This is a genomic window from Aquitalea pelogenes (genome assembly GCF_001515305.1).
In the GTDB taxonomy this organism is placed as follows: Bacteria; Pseudomonadota; Gammaproteobacteria; order Burkholderiales; family Chromobacteriaceae; genus Aquitalea; species Aquitalea pelogenes.
The window spans coordinates 51,794-69,576 of the sequence record NZ_LNQV01000009.1; the positions used below are offsets into that span (position 1 = coordinate 51,794).

Consider the following 17,783-nt stretch of genomic DNA (forward strand, 5'->3'; position numbering starts at 1 on the left):
GATGAAATGTATCGAGGATGAATATCAAACAACCGTTTGAATTTAAGCCATGAAACTTTCACCACGCCTGCTCAAGACACTGATCAACCTGTGGCCGCCCTTTCTGGGTGCCGGCATCAAGGTGGGGCATATTGCGCCAGACTGGCAGCAGGTGGATGTACGCCTGCGACTCGGGCTGACCAACCGCAATTACGTTGGCGTGCATTTTGGTGGCAGTCTGTACTCCATGACTGACCCGTTTTTCATGCTGATGCTGATGCAGTCGCTGGGGCCGGACTATGTGGTATGGGACAAGGCGGGCAGCATCGAATATCACAAACCGGGCAAAGGGGTGGTGCACGCCCGTTTCAATCTGGACCATCAGCAGATCGCAGATATCCGACGCCATACGGCGACTGGAGAAAAACACCTGCCGCAACTGAAAGTCGATATCCGGGACAGTGCTGGCGATGTGGTGGCCACCGTGCACAAGACCCTGTACGTCAGACGCAAAAAAGGCCGCTGAGCGGCCTTTTTGCATTGACGATGCCAGGCTGAAAGATCAGTCGACAAAGCCACAAAATACTTCTCGCATCATTTTCAGTACTTCCAGCGTCCGGATATCCCCAACCCGGTAATATACCCGGTTGGCATCTTTCCTTGTCCGGAGAACACCCTTGTCACGCATGATGGCCAGATGCTGGGAAATGTTGCTCTGCGAGGTTCCCACCTGCTCCACAATATCCTGCACACTGACTTCCTGGTCGCCCAGTACCGAAATGATCTTCAACCGCAAGGGATGAGACATTGCCTTCATCGCCCGCGAGGACTGTTCGATCTGGTCATCGTTGAACAGCAAGCTCTGCTCCTAAGTAGTTTGCAATGCGTATTTATATTGGTTTGACTACGGTACAATACTAACTAAAAAAATCAATACCATCAAGAATTTCTAATATTCTGATTGTGGACATCATGACAGCTATCACACCCGTTTTACTCCTTATTCTCGATGGCTTCGGACACCGGCTGGAAGGTGACGACAATGCCATCCTGCATGCAAACACCCCCACCTGGGACGCCCTGAAACAGCAGTATCCCTACGGCGTGATTGATGCCTCCGAAGGCTTCGTCGGGCTGCCCAGCGGGCAGTTTGGCAACTCCGAAGTGGGTCACCTGAATATCGGCGCAGGTCGGATTGTCCAACAGGACATCAGCCGCATCGACTGCGATATCGAAGAAAACCGCTTCGACCAGAACCCGGTATTGCAGCAGGCCATCCAGCAAGCCAAAGGCTCGGCACTGCATGTCATGGGACTGTTGTCCGATGGCGGCGTCCACAGCCATGAAAATCACATTTTCGCGCTGATCCGTGCCGCTCAGGCTGCCGGCGTGCCCCATATTTACGTGCATGCCTTCCTGGATGGCCGTGACACCCCGCCGCGCAGTGCCGAAACCTATCTCAAGCGTCTGGATGAAGTGCTGGCCGGCTGCCCTGCTGCCCGTCTGGTTTCCGTCACCGGCCGCTACTGGGCCATGGACCGCGACAAGCGCTGGGAGCGCGTGGAGCCGGCTTACCGCCTGCTGGTGGAAGGCGAAGGCCTCTATCATGCGGACAGCGGCCTGCAAGCGCTGGCTGCGGCCTATGCCCGTGATGAAAACGACGAATTCGTTGCGGCAACCAGCATTGGCGCCCCGGTCAAGATGCAAGATGGTGATGTCGCCATCTTCATGAACTTCCGCGCCGACCGTGCGCGCCAGCTCACCACCGCCCTCACCGACCCTGCCTTCAGTGGCTTCAGTGCGCGTCAGCCTAAACTGGGGCAGTTCGTCACGCTCACGTCCTATGGCGAGGCCTACAGCAACCCGGTAGCCTATGGCCCGCAGAAAATCAGCAATGGTTTTGGGGAATACCTCGCCAGCCTGGGCCTGAAGCAGCTGCGCATTGCCGAAACCGAAAAGTATCCGCACGTCACCTACTTCTTCAATGGTGGCGAAGAGCAGGTTTACCCCGGCGAGGACCGCATCCTGGTGCCCTCCCCCAAGGTGGCCACCTACGACCTGCAGCCGGAAATGAATGCCCCGCAAGTCACCGACCATATCGTCGAAGCCATTGCCTCCGGCAAGTACCAGGCCATCATTTGCAACTATGCAAATGGCGACATGGTGGGCCATACCGGCAAGTTCGATGCTGCGGTCAAGGCAGTGGAAACGCTGGATGCATGTGTCAAACGCTGTGTGGAAGCCATGCAGGCCGCTGGTGGCGAAGTATTGATCACGGCGGATCACGGTAATTGCGAGCAGATGTACGATGCCGCACACCATCAGCCGCATACCCAGCACACCCTGGACAAGGTGCCCTTCCTGTATGTCGGTCGCAAGGCGCACATCAAGGAAGGCGGCGCGCTGCGCGACATCGCACCGTCGCTGCTGGCCATGATGGGCTTGCCGCAGCCTGCAGAAATGACTGGCCGCTCGCTGATCGACTTCGAGTAAGACCCCACGCCGGCCTGCCAAGCAGGCCGGCAATGCGGCTGCCTTGTCTGCGCCGCCCTGTTATCATGCTGGCAACAGGTGTAATCCGAAGCGAAAATGGAATGAAACCGATATTGCTGCTAGCCCTGCTGGCTGGCGCGGCCCAGGCCGCCCCCTCCTCTGCCTCTCTCCCCCTATCCACTGCGCCACAACAACAGAACCTGCAATCGGTCCGCAAGGAAATCGATAACCTGAAAAAAGACCTGGCGCAGAAGCAGGCTGTGCAGCAGGAAGCCAAGTCCGCCATCCAGGAGTCGGAACAGGCCATCGCCCAAACCAATCAGGTGATTGCCAAGCTGGAAAACAAGCAGAACAACTCGGCACAGCAACTGGCCGACTTGCGTCTGCAAGTCCAGACCACCGCCCACAAACTGGCAGAAACCCGCCAGCGCGTGGCGCAAATGCTGGCAAGACAGTACAAGAGCGGCGATCACGACGCCATGAAGCTGATGCTCAATGCCGACGACCCGAACCAGACCTCGCGCGACATGGTGTATTACCAGCACATTGCCAAGGCGCAGCAACAAATGGTGACGCAGCTGATCAGCCACCAGCATGAGCTGGAAGCGCTAACCTATCAGCTGGAACAGGAGTTGGCGCGGCTGGATGCGCTGTCCAACCACAAAAGCCGGGAAAAGAACGCCCTGCTCAACAGCAAGAGCAACAAGCTGGCCCAGCTGAACAAGATCTCCGGTGAAATCCAGGCCGGACAAAGCAGGCTGGGCAAGCTGCAGGAAGACGAAAAACGGCTGACCAACCTGATTGCCCAGATCAACCAGGAAATCGAACGTCGCCGTCAGGAAGCCATCCGCAAGGCGGCCGAAGAACGCAAGGCCCGTCAGGCTGCCGCGCTGGCAGCGAAGAAGGAAAACGAGCGCCGTCGCAAACTGGCCGAAAACGCCCGCAAACAAGGCAAGCCGGTGCCGGAAGTGGCCAGGAAGTCGGTGCCGGTACCGGTTGAAAAACCGGTGGCGGAAGTGGCCGACGGCAGTGCATCCGGCAAAGCCTTTGCCAGCCTGCAGGGCCGCATGAAGATGCCGGTGTCCGGCCAACTGGCAGGCCGCTTTGGCAGCGCACGCAGTGAAGGCACATCGTGGAAAGGCGTGTTCATCAAGACGGCACCGGGCCAGCCGGTTCATGCAGTCGCCGATGGCAACGTAGTGTATGCTGATGCGCTACGCGGATTCGGTAACGCCGTGATTGTGGATCACGGTGGCAATTACCTGACGGTGTACACCGGCCTCTCTGCCATCGGCAAGAGTGTGGGCAGCACGGTCAAGGCCGGCGAAACACTCGGCAACACTGGCGCACTGGACAGCGGCGAATCCGGCCTGTACTTTGAAATCCGGCATATGGGACAACCTCTCAACCCGCAAACCTGGGTACGTTAAGCCCCGCGGTATCGGAGACCAACACACAATATGACTAGTCATCGCATGAAAAAAATTGCCTGGCTTGCCGCCGGCGCACTGGCAGGCGGCGCCCTCACCCTCAGCGTGCAGGCTTTTGCCGGCAAGGAGCCCACCACGCTCCCACTGAATGAATTGCGTACCTTTGCCGAAGTGTTTGGCCGTATCAAGCAGGATTATGTCGACCCGGTCGATGACAAGAAGCTGATTACCGAAGCCATCAAGGGCATGCTAAGCGGGCTGGACCCCCACTCCGACTACATGGATGCGGAAGCCTTCAAGGAACTGCGCGAAGGTACCCAGGGTGAATTTGGCGGCCTGGGCATCGAGATCGGTGCCGAAGACGGCCTGGTGAAGGTGGTGTCGCCAATCGAAGATACCCCGGCACAGAAGGCCGGCATCAAGAGCGGTGACCTCATCATCAAGATTGACGACACACCGGTACGCGGCCTGTCGCTGAACGACGCGGTCAAGCGCATGCGCGGCAAGCCGGGCAGCAAGGTCACGCTCACCATTGCCCGCAAGAACGAAACCAAGCCGCTGGTATTTGCCATCACCCGCGCCATCATCAAGACCAAGAGCGTGAAGTCCAAATTGCTGGAACCGGGTTATGGCTATGTGCGCATCACCCAGTTCCAGGAGCACACCACGGAAAACCTGGCCGAAGCCATTGCCAGCATGACCAAGCAGAACAAGCAGCCGCTCAAGGGCCTGGTGCTGGACCTGCGTGACGACCCGGGTGGCTTGCTGACCAGCGCCGTCGGGGTATCCGCCGCCTTCCTGCCCAAGGATGCGCTGGTGGTGTATACCGAAGGCCGTACTGCTGACGCCAAGATGAAACTGACGGCTTCCGCACAGAACTATGGCCGCCCCGGCATGCCGGACCCGCTATCGGTACTGCCGCAGGAAACCCACAAGGTGCCACTGGTGGTATTGGTGAATGGTGGCTCGGCCTCGGCGTCCGAAATCGTTGCCGGTGCCCTGCAAGACCACAAGCGTGCTGTACTGGTGGGTACCCAGACCTTTGGCAAGGGCTCGGTGCAGTCCATCCTGCCGCTGGGCAGCGCCGGTGGCATCAAGCTGACCACCGCCCGCTACTTTACCCCTAGCGGCCGCTCCATCCAGGCCAAGGGCATTGTGCCGGATGTGGTGGTGGAAGACGCAACCGTCACCGCGGCAGACCAGGCTCTACGCGTACGCGAGGCTGATCTGGAAAACCATCTGGCCAATCCGAATGGCGAAGAAACCCCGTCCAAATCGGCCAAGCCAGCCAAGCCGGTGACTCCTCCTGTGATCAAACAGGAAACGCCCAAGCCGCAGGATGACAAGAACGCCAGCCCGGACAATCCGCGCGAGCCAAACCCACAAAAGGACTACCAGCTGTCCCAGGGCCTGAACATCCTGAAAGTGCAGCAAATCCTGATCAAACAAGGCAATTGAGCCTTGTTGCGACAGCCACCCCGTCAGCCGATGGGGTGGCTGTTTTCATTTGCAGCTACCGCGCGGCAAGCGGCAAAAGCCCTGCCCATCCCCTTGTATTCCTGCTAGGCTTGTCGCTTCTGACGTATTTATCTGGCGGGAGCCAATCCAACAATGCTGAACCGGGAATTTGTCCTCTCCTTCCGTGAAGCCGCCCCCTACATCAATACCTTCCGCGGGAAAACCTTCGTACTGGCAGTCAGTGGCGAAGCCGTGATGGAAGGCGGTTTTCACAATCTGTCACAGGATATCAACCTGTTGGTGAGCCTGGGCGTGCGCGTGGTGCTGGTACATGGCATCCGCCCCCAGATCGAAGCCTTGCTCAAACGCTTCGGCCTGAACCGGCTGTTTCACCGCGACCGACGAGTGACCGATGCCAGCACCATGGAAATCGTCAAGCAAGCCAGTGGGGCAACCCGCTACGGCATTGAGGCTCAGCTGTCGATGGGCATGCCAAACTCGCCCATGTTCGGTGCCCATCTGCGCGTGGCCGGCGGCAATTTCATCACTGCCCAGCCGCTGGGTGTGCTGGATGGTGTGGACATGCAGTTCACCGGCCAGGTAAGGCGCATCGACGTGGACGGCATCAATACCCGGCTATCCGCCGGTGAACTGGTGTTGCTCTCGCCGGTAGGCTATTCGGTGACCGGCGAAGCCTTCAACCTCACCATGGAAGAAATGGCCGCCCAGCTGGCGTCAGCCCTCAAAGCCGAAAAGCTGATCTTCGTGATTGAAGGGCGTGGTGTCACCAATGAGCTGGGCCAGCATGTCAGCTCGCTCACCGCGCAGCAGGCAGAAGACCTGTTGCAGGCAGGCCATCTGCAACGTGACGTCACCGCCTACCTGCCCTATGCCATCAAGGCCACCCGCGATGGCATCCCGCGTGCCCATCTGGTCAGCCATCACGAAGATGGTTCGCTACTGGCCGAACTGTTCACCAATGGCGGCACCGGCACCATGATTGCCCGCGACAGTCTGGTGAAGGTGCGCAATGCCAGTGTGGACGACATCGGCCCCATCCTGAACCTGATCCGCCCGCTGGAAGAACAGGGCATCCTGGTCAAGCGCAGCCGCGAGCATCTGGAAATGGAAATTTCCCAATACTCGGTGCTGGAACATGACGGCAAAATCTACGGTTGCGTGGCCATGCATGTGTTTCCCGAAGCCGGCATGGCCGAACTGGCCTGCCTGGCTGTGGCACCGGAACGGCGTGAAGGCCGCTTTGGCGAAACCCTGCTCAAACACGTGGAATACCAGGCACGTACCCGCGGCCTGAAAGCCCTGTTCGTGCTGACCACCCAGACAGCCCACTGGTTTGTTGAGCGCGGTTTTGCCGAAGCCGGCCGTGGCCAGCTGCCACTGGCGCGTCAGGCCTTTTACAACAACCAGCGCCGTTCCAAGATCTTCGTCAAGGAATTGTAAGCCGGCATACCACCCCGGCGGCGGCATGGTTGGAAGGGTGTCATGGTTGTGACACAATAATGCAGTATATTCAGTTCAATTTTGCAAGGATTAGCAATGGCCAGAAACGTCAATTGCATCAAGCTGGGCCGCGAGGCTGAAGGTCTGGACTTTCCGCCCCTGCCGGGCGAGCTTGGCAAGCGTGTGTATGAAAATGTCTCCAAGGAAGCCTGGCAAGGCTGGCTGCGTTATCAGACCATGCTGATCAACGAAAACCGTCTGAGCCTGGCGGATGCGCGTGCGCGCCAGTATCTGGCTGCACAGCTGGATGCCTACTTCTTCGGTCAGGGTGCCGATGCACCGGCTGGCTACACGCCACCGCAGCAGTAATTGTTTCAAGCCCTCCTGCGCGAGGGCTTTTTTGTCTCCACACCTCATCACCATTGGCGCGAAACCGTATGTCACAAAGCCACGAGTTGCTGCTTAACCGTGAACTGGGCCTGATCGAATTCAACCGCAGGGTATTGGCCCAAGCAGAAGACCCAAGCCTGCCGCTGCTCGAACGCCTGAAATACCTGTGCATCGTCTCCTCCAATCTGGACGAATTCTTTGAAGTGCGCATGGCCTGGCTGAAGGAAACCGCCCAGCTCACCCCGGGGCGCATTCTGGCAGACGGCTCGACACCGGCGCAGATCATGGCGCGGATTTCGTCCGCCTCGCACGAACTGGTGCGCCAGCAATATGCGGTGATGAGTGATGTCCTGTTCCCGGCGCTGCGTGAAGAAGACATCATCTTCCTGCGCCGTAACGAATGGACCGAACAGCAACAAGAATGGGTGCACGACTTCTTCAGCAACGAGCTGATGCCCATTCTCACCCCGATCGGGCTGGACCCGTCCCACCCCTTCCCCAAGGTGCTGAACAAGTCGCTCAACTTCGCTGTGGAACTGGAAGGCCGCGATGCCTTTGGCCGCCAGTCCGACATCGCCATCGTGCAGGCACCGCGCATTCTGCCGCGCGTGATCAAGGTGCCGCCGGAAGTGTGCAGCGGCCACCCGCATACCTTTGTCTTCCTGTCCTCCATCCTGCACTCGCATGTACACGAGCTGTTCCTGGGCATGACGGTCAAGGGCTGCTACCAGTTCCGCGTCACCCGTGACAGCGAACTGACCGTGGAAGATGAAGACCTGAAAAACCTGCGCACCGCCTTGCAAGGCGAATTGAGTCAGCGCCAGTTTGGTGATGCGGTACGGCTGGAAATTGCCGACACCTGCCCACCGCACATGGAAGAGTTCCTGCTGACCCAGTTCAACCTGAAGAAGCCGGACGTATACCGCGTCAACGGCCCGGTGAACCTGGTACGCCTGATGCAGGTGCCGGACCTGGTTGACCGGCCGGACCTGAAATTCCCGCCTTTCGTACCCTCGCTGCCAGACCAGCTGAGCAAGAAAGTGCCGCTGTTCGACGCCATCCGCAAGGGTGACATCCTGCTGCACCACCCCTTCCAGAGCTTCCAGCCTGTCATTGACATGCTGAACCTGGCCGCGACCGACCCGCAGGTGGTCGCCATCAAGATGACGGTATACCGCACCGGTACCGACTCGGTGTTGATGGAATCGCTGATTGCTGCCGCCCGCGCCGGCAAGCAGGTGACAGTGGTGCTGGAACTGATGGCGCGCTTTGACGAAGAAGCCAACATCAGCTGGGCCAGCCATCTGGAAGATGCAGGTGCCCACGTGGTGTATGGCGTGTTCGGTTATAAGGTGCATGCCAAGATGCTGATGGTGATCCGTCGCGAGGACAAGCGCCTGCGCCGCTACGTGCACCTGGGCACCGGCAACTATCACCCGCGCACCGCCCGTTTCTATACCGACCTTGGCCTGCTCACCTGCAACGAAGAAATCGCCAGCGATGTGAATGACATCTTCGTGCAGCTCACCGGTCTGGGCCGCGCCAGCCAGCTCAAGCAGCTGCACCAAAGCCCGTTCACCCTGCACAGCCTGCTGATCGACTCCATCGAGCGGGAGATCGAGCACGCCCAGCAAGGCCGTCCGGCACAGATCATCGCCAAGATGAACGCACTGCTGGAACCGCAGGTCATCCACGCGCTGTACCGCGCCAGCCAGGCCGGGGTGAAGATCCAGCTCATCGTGCGTGGCGTCTGCGCGCTGCGCCCCGGTGTGCCGGGGCTGTCGGACAACATCACCGTGCGTTCGGTGGTGGGGCGCTTCCTGGAACATCCGCGCGTCTACTACTTCTACAACGACAAGCAGGAAAACCTGTACATCGCCAGTGCCGACTGGATGGGTCGCAACCTGTTCCGCCGTATCGAAACCTGCGTGCCGATTCTGGACCCCAAGGTCAAACGCCGGGTGATCAAGGAAGCACTGCGCCTGTATCTGGAAGACAACGTCAACGCCTGGGACATGCAGGCAGACGGCAGCTACAAACGTCGCCCCAGCCGCGGCAAGGAACGCTGCGCCCAGAACCTGCTGCTGGAAGAATACGCGCGCTGACAGGTATTTCTTGTCTGCATGCCCGCGGCCGGTCGGTGGAACTTCCACCCACTGGCCGTTTTCTTATGGCAGCCACCTTATCAAGGAATGTCTGTGGAAATCCTGTTTACCCTGCTTGCTGCCCTGCTAATCGTACTGGGCATGGCCGGCACCCTGTTTCCCGCCCTGCCCGGCCTGCCGCTGATGCTGGGTGGCTTTCTGCTGCTGGCCTGGGCCGATCACTTCGCCCATCTGGGCACAGCGCCCTGCTCATCATGGCACTGCTGACTGTATTGGGCTTGCTGATCGACTTTGTCGCCGGCTTGCTTGGGGCCAAACTGACTGGTGCCAGCAAGCAGGCATTGTGGGGAGCTTTTATCGGCAGCATTGTCGGCCTGCCGCTGGGACTGATCGGTGTCATTCTGGGGCCGCTGCTGGGAGCGGCCATCGGCGAGCTGCTGGCCCGGCGTGATGCCTGGCAGGCCGGGCGTGTGGGCCTGGGCACACTGGCCGGTTTCCTGATCGGCACAATAGCCAAGATTGGCTGTGCCTTTGCCATGCTGGCCACTGCCCTGTTTGCCTGGTTCTGGTAAGGACAAACACGGGCAGCACAGCGCAGCCGGCCCGCTTTTGGTAGAATCTACCGCTTAACGATTATCTTCAGCAGGGTCCCTCATGGCTCAATACGTAATGTCCATGCTCCGCGTGAGCAAAGTGGTGCCGCCCAAGCGCCAGATCATCAAGGACATCTCCCTGTCCTTCTTCCCCGGTGCCAAAATCGGCCTGCTGGGCCTGAACGGTTCCGGCAAATCCACCGTGCTGCGCATCATGGCCAATGTGGACAAGGAATACGACGGCGAAGTACAGCATCTGCCTGGCGTGAAAATCGGCTATCTGCCGCAGGAGCCGCAGCTGGACCCGGAGAAGACCGTGCGCGAAGAAGTGGAAAGCGGCATGGGCGACGTGATGGGTGCGCAAAAGCGACTGGAAGAAGTGTATGCCGCCTATGCCGACCCGGATGCCGACTTCGACGCGCTGGCCGAAGAACAGGCCAAGCTGGAAGCCATCATCTCTGCCGGTGCCGGCGACAATGTACAACTGCAACTGGAACTGGCTGCCGACGCGCTGCGCCTGCCGCCGTGGGATGCCAAGATCGGCCCGCTGTCCGGTGGTGAAAAACGCCGCGTCGCCTTGTGCAAGCTGCTGCTGTCCAAGCCGGACATGCTGCTGCTGGACGAACCCACCAACCACCTGGACGCCGAATCGGTAGAGTGGCTGGAACAATTCCTGGTGCGTTTCCCCGGTACCGTAGTGGCCGTTACCCACGACCGCTACTTCCTCGACAACGCCGCCGAATGGATTCTGGAACTGGACCGTGGCGAAGGCATTCCGTGGAAAGGCAACTATTCCAGCTGGCTGGAGCAGAAGGAAGAACGCCTGGAGAAGGAAGCCAAGAGCGAAGGCGCCCGCATGAAGGCGATGAAGCAGGAACTGGAATGGGTACGCCAGAACCCCAAGGGCCGCCAGGCCAAGTCCAAGGCGCGTATCGCCCGCTTTGAAGAACTGTCCAGCTACGAAACCCAGAAGCGTAACGAAACCCAGGAAATCTTCATCCCGGTGGCCGAGCGCCTGGGGAACGAAGTCATCGAATTCGATGGCGTATCCAAAGGCTTTGGCGACCGCCTGCTGATCGACAACCTGTCGTTCAAGGCACCGGCTGGTGCCATCGTCGGCATCATCGGCCCCAACGGCGCGGGTAAATCCACCCTGTTCAAGATGATTGCCGGCAAGGAACAGCCGGACAGCGGTACGGTGAAAATCGGCCAGACCGTGCAGATGGCCTTTGTCGAACAAAGCCGCGAAGGCCTGGAAGACGACAAGACCGTATTTGACGACGTATCTGGCGGTGCCGACCTGCTGACCGTGGGCCGTTTTGAAATGTCCAGCCGCGCCTATCTGGGCCGCTTCAACTTCAAGGGTGCCGACCAGCAGAAGAAGGTAGGCATGCTGTCCGGTGGTGAGCGTGGCCGTCTGCATCTGGCCAAGACCCTGCTCAAGGGCGGCAACGTATTGCTGCTGGACGAACCGTCCAACGACCTTGACGTGGAAACCCTGCGTGCGCTAGAAGATGCGCTGCTGGAATTCGCCGGCACCGTGTTCGTGATTTCCCACGACCGCTGGTTCCTCGACCGTATCGCCACCCACATCCTGGCAGCGGAAGGCGAATCGCAATGGACCTTCTTCGACGGCAACTATCAGGAATACGAAGCCGACAAGAAAAAACGACTGGGCGAAGAAGGTGCCAAGCCCAAGCGTATCCGCTACAAGCCGATTACCCGCTGATCGGCCAGTCACAAAAAAACCCCGCCTTGGCGGGGTTTTTCTTTACGGTATCAACGGTTCAGGACAACTGGCTGTGCGAACCATCGCACAAGGGCTGACCTTCGCTCAGCTTGCAGCCACAGAAGTACACCAGGCCGCTTTTGTCCGCCACATACTCGACCGGACTGAAACAGGAACCGGCATGACTGCCATCACAAAACGGCTGCTTTTCACTCTGCCCGCAAGCGCACCACCAATAATGCTTGCCGGCCTCCACTTCAACTGCATAGGGAAAACTCTGCGGTGAAAACGGTTGATCAGCCATGCGACACTCCTTGCAGAACCACACCCGGGCTTTCAGCTTAGAAGACCACTGCCCGCTGCGCCAGCCTGCCTCATGCAGGCAATCAGGGAAATGTTAAAATGCAAGGCATGCGCTACCTCGTTTGCCTGTCCTTCCTGCTGCTGGCAGCCTGCAGCACCCTGCCCGACACCTCGCCCGCCCCGGCAGGGTATTACCGTGTACGCCCCGGGGATACCTTGTACCGCATTGCGCTCAATCATCATCAAAGCGTGAACGCACTGGTGGCGTGGAACAAGCTGGCAGACCCGTCCAGCATCACGGCCGGACAGTTGTTGCGCGTCAGCCCGGCAAGCACCGCTCCGGCCAAGACAACCCCTCCTGCTACCACGGTCAAAACCACACCACCCCCCAGCCACTCGCCCGGCTGCACCTGGCATCAGCCTGCAATGGCCCATTCGTGGTGCCCTGCTTGGCAAGTTCAACGGCAACAGCAACAAGGGCATCGATATTGCCGGCAAGGCGGGCGACCCGGTACGGGCGGCAGCCAGCGGTACGGTGGCCTATGCCGGCAAGGGCATCCGTGCTTACGGTAATCTGCTCATCATCAAGCACGGCAATGACTACCTGACCGCCTATGCCCACAACCAGACCTTGCTGGTGAAGGAAGGCCAAACCGTACAGGCCGGCCAGCAGATTGCCACCGTGGGCCATACCGGCAGCAATCGCGACATGCTGCATTTCGAGTTGCGCCGTCAGGGGCAGGCCATCGACCCGCTGAGCGCGCTCCCCGCTCAATAGCCCCGCTCGCGCTCTACCAGGCCTTGCGGCAACCGCCCCTGACTGATGGCCTGCACATTGGCGGCAATCTGCTCCACTGCAGGCTCCACCAGGGTCATGGCAGCAATGTGCGGGGTCAACAGCACCGAGGGGTGACTCCACAAGGGATGCACGCTTTCCAGTGGCTCCACCTCGAACACATCCAGCATGGCAAAGAGCAGATGCCCGCTATCGAGCAGGCCCAGCAAGGCCGCTTCATCCACCTGCTCGCCACGCCCGGCATTGATGATTGCCGCACCGGACGGCAAGTGCGACAACATACGTCCATCAAGCAGGCCACGCGTCTGTGCTGTGGCAGGCAGCAGATTCACCAGGATATCGCTACGCGCCAGCATATCCGGTAGCGCAGCCTGGCCGATGTAGTCCTGCACGCCCGGCAATTGCCGACCAGCACGGCTCCAGCCAGCCACCGCATAGCCCATGGCGGCCAGCGACTGTGCCACCCAGCCACCAATCTCGCCCAGGCCAAGCACACCGATGTGGATTTGCCCCGCCGATGGCGCAGTAAGCGCTTGCCACTGTCGCAGCGCCTGCTGGCGGCGGTATTGCCCCATCTGCCGCTGTACATGCAGCACACCGTACAACACGTACTCCAGCATTTGCTGCGCCATGCCAGCATCAGTCAGCCGCACAATCGGTACTGTCGGGTCCAGATCGTCACGCTTCAGGATGCGGTCTACCCCTGCGCCCAGCACAAACACGGCCTGCAGATTTACCATGTCCTTGAAAAAACCGGCTGGCGGGTTCCACACCACCGCATATTTCACCTGCCCGGCAACCACCTCTTCCGGCCAACACCTTACCTCCTGCTGTGGCAGGGCCTGTTGCAAGGCATGCTGATAACGCGCCATGTCCTGCGGGGTATAGAGGTATAACATTGGCATCTCCGGATTTGACCAGCTCGCTGGCATGAGTCATGCATTGTAGATAATGCTGCCCTGCCTGGGCAGCCCCAACGCGTTTTATCCCGGATTGCCCCAAACCGCACAATGCGCCAAGATCACGGCTTGGGATTCAGGAACAACAAACGCATGAGCCGTCATCTTCCCCTCTACCTGTTGCTGGGCAGCCTGAGTGCATGTACTACCGTCGCACCGCCACCGATCAGCACCACGCCAGCCCCGGCAAGCACCCCGGCAGTCAGCAGCCCCACCCCGACTGCAGCAAGCACAGCACCGCCCGTCGTACCGGTTCCGCAGCCACCGCAGCCACCGGTCAGTACCAGCAAACCGGGACTGAATGAAGCACAAGGCCGGGCCTTGCTGGACCGCTTGCTGCCACCACGCATCAGCGATCGCCAAGGCTGGAACAACGATATCGTTACTGCCTTTACTGCATTGAAAATACCGTATCGTGCCGATAACTTCTGTGCGGTGGCCGCCGTTATCGAGCAAGAATCCAGCTGGCAGGCAGATCCGACAGTCCCAAATCTGCCAGCCATTGTCTGGGAAAAGATTGGTGAACGTGCCAACAAATACCTGGTGCCGCTGCCGGTGGTGAAGGCAGCGCTGCTCAAGACATCGCCCAATGGCAAAAGCTACAAGGCACGCATCGACAATTTGCGTACCGAACGGGAAATGAACCTGCTGTTCGAGGACATGTCAGCCGAAGCCAGCAAGCTGGGCTTGCCGATGAATATGAAAAACCCCATTCGCACCGGCGGTCCGATGCAGGTGAGCGTGGAGTTTGCCGAAGCGCACGTCAAAATCTGGCCCTACCCTTACCAAAGCGGCAACAGCATCCGCAATGATGTGTTTACCCGCCGTGGCGGTATTTATTTCGGCAGCGCCATCCTGCTGCAATACCCGGCGCCGTATCAGGACATGATCTACCGATTTGCCGACTTCAATGCCGGGCGTTACAGCAGCCGCAATGCAGCCCTGCAAGCCGCCATCAGCCAATTGACCGGACGCAAGCTGGCGCTGGATGGTGATTTGCTCAGTTATACCGGCAAGCAGGCCAGCGGCAGCACATACCAGGCCTTGCTCAGCTTGCGCAGCCGCCTGGACATGAGCCAGAGCGCCATTGAAAGGGATTTGCAGCAGGAGAAAAACAGCGCCCTGGCGCAAACCGAGCTGTATCGCAAGGTTTTTGCGCTGGCAGACAGCAAAGCGGGAAAACCGCTGGCACGCGAACGCATGCCGCAGATCGACCTGCACAGCCCGAAAATCAGCCGCAAACTGACCACACAATGGTTTGCTGACAAGGTGAATGGGCGCTATCAGGCCTGCATGGCAAGACAATAGCAATAGAAAGACCGTGAAACGATTGGACAAGCGGGCTGGGGACGGCCTGCTTGTGGCGAGGCCGGGCACATCATGGCGATGTGCACCGCAAGAGCAAACCGGACAGAAACGAAAAAGCCCAGTCTTGCGACTGGGCTTGATCTTGAATCCTGGCGTCCCCACGGGGAATCGAACCCCGGCTACCGCCGTGAAAGGGCGGTGTTCTAACCGCTAAACTATAGGGACTTTGGTGCACCCGGAGCGATTCGAACGCCCGACCCTTTGGTTCGTAGCCAAATACTCTATCCAACTGAGCTACGGGTGCAGATTCTGGCGGAGAAAGAGGGATTCGAACCCTCGATACAGGTTTAAGCCCGTATGCTTCCTTAGCAGGGAAGTGCCTTCGACCACTCGGCCATTTCTCCGTTCAGAGAGCGCCATATTAAGCAAGGCAGCGCCCCCTGTCAAGCATTTGCGTAAAAAATTACGCCGGCTGATCCAGGCCGAATACCTTGTGCAACACGCGCACGCCCAGCTCCAGGTATTTCTCGTCAACCAGTACCGATACCTTGATTTCGGAAGTGGAGATCATCTGGATGTTGATGCCCTCTTCTGCCAGGGTGCGGAACATGGTGGAAGCCACGCCACAGTGCGAACGCATGCCAACGCCGACGATGGAGATCTTGGCAACCTTCTCGTCCGCGTCAATCTTGGCAGCGCCAATGTGGGTTTGCACTTCGCGCAGGATATCCATGGCGCGGTGGAACTCGCCACGCGGTACGGTGAAGGAGAAGTCGGTGGTACCGTTCTCGCCCACGTTCTGGATGATCATGTCGACTTCGATGTTGGCATCGGCGATGGGGCCGAGAATCTGGTAAGCGATACCCGGCTTGTCCGGCACGCCTTTTACATTGATGCGTGCTTCATTACGGTCAAATGCGATGCCTGCAACGACGGCCTTTTCCATGTTTTCATCTTCCTCGAACGTAATCAGCGTGCCTTCCCCTTCATCCTCGAAGCTGGACAGGACGCGCAGACGTACCTTGTATTTCCCTGCGAACTCTACCGAACGGATCTGCAATACCTTGGAACCCAAGGAAGCCATTTCCAGCATTTCCTCGAAGGTAATGGTCTTCAGACGGCGGGCTTCCGGCACCACGCGCGGATCGGTGGTGTAGACACCATCCACGTCGGTGTAGATCTGACATTCATCCGCATTGAGTGCGGCAGCCAGTGCCACGGCGGAGGTATCGGAACCACCACGGCCCAGCGTGGTGATGTTGCCGTTTTCATCCACACCCTGGAAGCCGGCCACCACCACTACCGAACCGGCAGAGAGGTCTGTCCGCATGGCGGCTTCGTCGATGGATTGAATACGGGCTTTGGTGTGGGAGTCGTCCGTGGTGACACGAACCTGCCAGCCACAGTAGCTCTTGGCGTCGACGCCGATTTCCTTCAGCGCCATGGCCAACAGGCCGATGGTGACTTGCTCGCCGGTGGAAATGATCACGTCCAGCTCGCGCGGGTCCGGATAAGCCTGGATCTCTTTGGCAAGGGCAATCAGTCGGTTGGTTTCGCCACTCATGGCAGATACCACCACCACGACATCATGTCCCTGCGCTTTCCATTTGGCGACACGGCGGGCCACGTTCTTGATGCGCTCCGGAGAGCCCATCGAGGTACCGCCGTACTTTTGTACGATGAGTGCCATGCTTGCTTCTTATATAGAAAGGTTGATATGTCGGACTTCGATTCTGACCCGATCCTTGCCACAAAAGCAAGGCCATTGTTCGACAATGCCCATCCGCCTTTGCGCAATGCAACAAAAGCAGTCCTCTGCCCGGCCGGATTATTGGGAATGAATACAGCCGGAGCACCACTTGCAGCGTTTCAGCCCATGGGCTGCGGCCGCTCAGACAGCTTCGGTCAACAGGCGCTGCGGATGGGTGTACACATTCACCCGGCCTGGGCGGGCAAAACCCAGCAAGGTAAGCCCGTATTGCTCGGCCATTTGTACGGCCAGCGCGGTGGGGGCTGCCACCGCCACCAGGATTTCAATCCCGGCAGCGGCGGCCTTTTGCACCATTTCATAACTGGCACGGCTGGTTACCAGCGCCACACCCGCGCCCCAGTTGCCTAGCGCACGGCAGCCAATCAGCTTGTCCAGCGCCACGTGCCTCCCCACGTCCTCGCACACTTGCAATAACTGTCCATCCAGCGTCAGCCAGGCCGCCGCATGCGCGCAGCCGGTAGCCTGCGACAACACCTGCTGCACCGGCAGGCTTTCCAGCGCCTGATTCAAGGCCGGCAAGGCCAGGCGCACGCTGTGCGGCAGGGTCGGCAGCGGGCGGAATACTTCGGCCAGTTGCTCCACCCCACACAGGCCACAGCCGGTGCGCCCGGCCAGCTGACGGCGCCTTTCCTTGAGTGCGGCAAAGCAGGCGCTGGCCAGCTCGACATGAATTTCAATCCCGCTGGCCGCTTCACGCACTTCGATGTCGAAGATGTCGGCCACCGAGCGGGCAATACCTTCGGCCAGGGTGAAACCACGGGCAAACTGCTCCAGCTGCTGCGGGCTGACCATCATCACCACATGCGCCAGCCCGTTGTAGACCAGCGCCGCCGGCACTTCGCAGGCCAATACGTCCTCACTTGCCTGCAATGCCTTGTCATCCCGCCATTGCCAACGCTGGACATGCTGATGCAGCGGAAACGACGAATCGGGTTCTGTGCTCATCTGATTGAGATTTTCAATAGTTGAATTGACATCGGCTATTTGAGCTTAAGCATTTTGCTGACG

The 17,783-nt window shown here is 59.3% G+C and carries 15 protein-coding genes, 3 tRNA genes and 1 pseudogene; 11 read left to right on the forward strand and 8 right to left on the reverse strand.

Features of this window, described 5'->3' with window-relative positions; translation table 11 throughout:
* Positions 1–49 precede the first annotated feature (49 nt).
* Positions 50–505 (forward strand): DUF4442 domain-containing protein, encoded by a 456-nt coding sequence (locus AWT75_RS05570; protein ID WP_062788061.1) that lies wholly within the window; start codon positions 50–52, stop codon positions 503–505.
* Positions 506–541: 36 nt separating this feature from the next.
* Here AWT75_RS05570 and AWT75_RS05575 read toward each other — a convergent pair whose 3' ends face one another.
* Positions 542–838, reverse strand: coding sequence for an ArsR/SmtB family transcription factor (locus AWT75_RS05575; protein WP_045845528.1), 297 nt, complete (start codon positions 836–838; stop codon positions 542–544).
* A 113-nt stretch (positions 839–951) separates the two neighbouring features.
* Between AWT75_RS05575 and gpmI the strand changes: the two genes are divergently transcribed.
* The 8 genes and pseudogenes from gpmI (at position 952) to ettA (ending at position 11,638) form a co-directional block, all read left to right on the forward strand.
* Entirely contained in the window at positions 952–2,472 is a 1,521-nt protein-coding gene (gpmI, locus tag AWT75_RS05580) for a 2,3-bisphosphoglycerate-independent phosphoglycerate mutase (protein WP_062788155.1), read from the forward strand.
* A gap of 101 nt (positions 2,473–2,573) precedes the next feature.
* Positions 2,574–3,902, forward strand: coding sequence for a murein hydrolase activator EnvC family protein (locus AWT75_RS05585; protein WP_062788063.1), 1,329 nt, complete (start codon positions 2,574–2,576; stop codon positions 3,900–3,902).
* A gap of 45 nt (positions 3,903–3,947) precedes the next feature.
* Entirely contained in the window at positions 3,948–5,360 is a 1,413-nt protein-coding gene (locus AWT75_RS05590) for a S41 family peptidase (protein ID WP_045845525.1), read from the forward strand.
* Between the two features lie 153 nt (positions 5,361–5,513).
* On the forward strand, positions 5,514–6,821 hold the full coding sequence (gene argA / locus AWT75_RS05595) for an amino-acid N-acetyltransferase (RefSeq protein ID WP_045845524.1): 1,308 nt from the start codon (positions 5,514–5,516) through the stop codon (positions 6,819–6,821).
* Between the two features lie 96 nt (positions 6,822–6,917).
* Positions 6,918–7,190 (forward strand): oxidative damage protection protein, encoded by a 273-nt coding sequence (locus tag AWT75_RS05600; protein ID WP_045845523.1) that lies wholly within the window; start codon positions 6,918–6,920, stop codon positions 7,188–7,190.
* Between the two features lie 68 nt (positions 7,191–7,258).
* Positions 7,259–9,316: a polyphosphate kinase 1 gene (gene ppk1, locus AWT75_RS05605; protein WP_062788065.1), complete on the forward strand. Its 2,058-nt coding sequence runs from the start codon at positions 7,259–7,261 to the stop codon at positions 9,314–9,316.
* Positions 9,317–9,403: 87 nt separating this feature from the next.
* A pseudogene (locus tag AWT75_RS05610) lies at positions 9,404–9,888 on the forward strand (DUF456 domain-containing protein).
* A gap of 82 nt (positions 9,889–9,970) precedes the next feature.
* On the forward strand, positions 9,971–11,638 hold the full coding sequence (gene ettA, locus AWT75_RS05615; protein WP_062788067.1) for an energy-dependent translational throttle protein EttA: 1,668 nt from the start codon (positions 9,971–9,973) through the stop codon (positions 11,636–11,638).
* A gap of 58 nt (positions 11,639–11,696) precedes the next feature.
* On the opposite strand, the gene AWT75_RS05620 is transcribed toward ettA, so the two are convergent.
* Positions 11,697–11,942 carry a CDGSH iron-sulfur domain-containing protein gene (locus tag AWT75_RS05620; protein WP_045845519.1) on the reverse strand — a complete coding sequence of 82 codons (246 nt, stop codon included), beginning with the start codon at positions 11,940–11,942 and terminating at the stop codon, positions 11,697–11,699.
* A 486-nt stretch (positions 11,943–12,428) separates the two neighbouring features.
* Between AWT75_RS05620 and AWT75_RS22660 the strand changes: the two genes are divergently transcribed.
* On the forward strand, positions 12,429–12,719 hold the full coding sequence (locus tag AWT75_RS22660) for a M23 family metallopeptidase (RefSeq protein WP_239689479.1): 291 nt from the start codon (positions 12,429–12,431) through the stop codon (positions 12,717–12,719).
* On the opposite strand, the gene AWT75_RS05630 is transcribed toward AWT75_RS22660, so the two are convergent.
* A complete protein-coding gene (locus tag AWT75_RS05630) occupies positions 12,713–13,636 on the reverse strand; it encodes a 2-hydroxyacid dehydrogenase (protein WP_062788069.1) in 924 nt (307 codons plus the stop codon). The genes AWT75_RS22660 and AWT75_RS05630 overlap by 7 nt on opposite strands.
* A gap of 153 nt (positions 13,637–13,789) precedes the next feature.
* Between AWT75_RS05630 and AWT75_RS05635 the strand changes: the two genes are divergently transcribed.
* Entirely contained in the window at positions 13,790–15,004 is a 1,215-nt protein-coding gene (locus AWT75_RS05635) for a DUF1615 domain-containing protein (protein ID WP_062788071.1), read from the forward strand.
* Between the two features lie 150 nt (positions 15,005–15,154).
* Here AWT75_RS05635 and AWT75_RS05640 read toward each other — a convergent pair.
* The 5 genes from AWT75_RS05640 to fdhD all read right to left on the reverse strand — a co-directional run bounded on the left by AWT75_RS05640 (position 15,155) and on the right by fdhD (position 17,720).
* Positions 15,155–15,229: transfer RNA gene (locus tag AWT75_RS05640), tRNA-Glu, on the reverse strand.
* Between the two features lie 2 nt (positions 15,230–15,231).
* Positions 15,232–15,308 (reverse strand) — tRNA-Arg (locus AWT75_RS05645).
* Positions 15,309–15,314: 6 nt separating this feature from the next.
* Positions 15,315–15,408, reverse strand: a tRNA-Ser gene (locus AWT75_RS05650).
* A gap of 59 nt (positions 15,409–15,467) precedes the next feature.
* Positions 15,468–16,694, reverse strand: a complete 1,227-nt coding sequence (locus AWT75_RS05655) for an aspartate kinase (protein ID WP_045845515.1) — start codon at positions 16,692–16,694, stop codon at positions 15,468–15,470.
* Between the two features lie 201 nt (positions 16,695–16,895).
* A complete protein-coding gene (gene fdhD / locus AWT75_RS05660; RefSeq protein WP_062788073.1) occupies positions 16,896–17,720 on the reverse strand; it encodes a formate dehydrogenase accessory sulfurtransferase FdhD in 825 nt (274 codons plus the stop codon).
* Positions 17,721–17,783 lie beyond the last annotated feature (63 nt).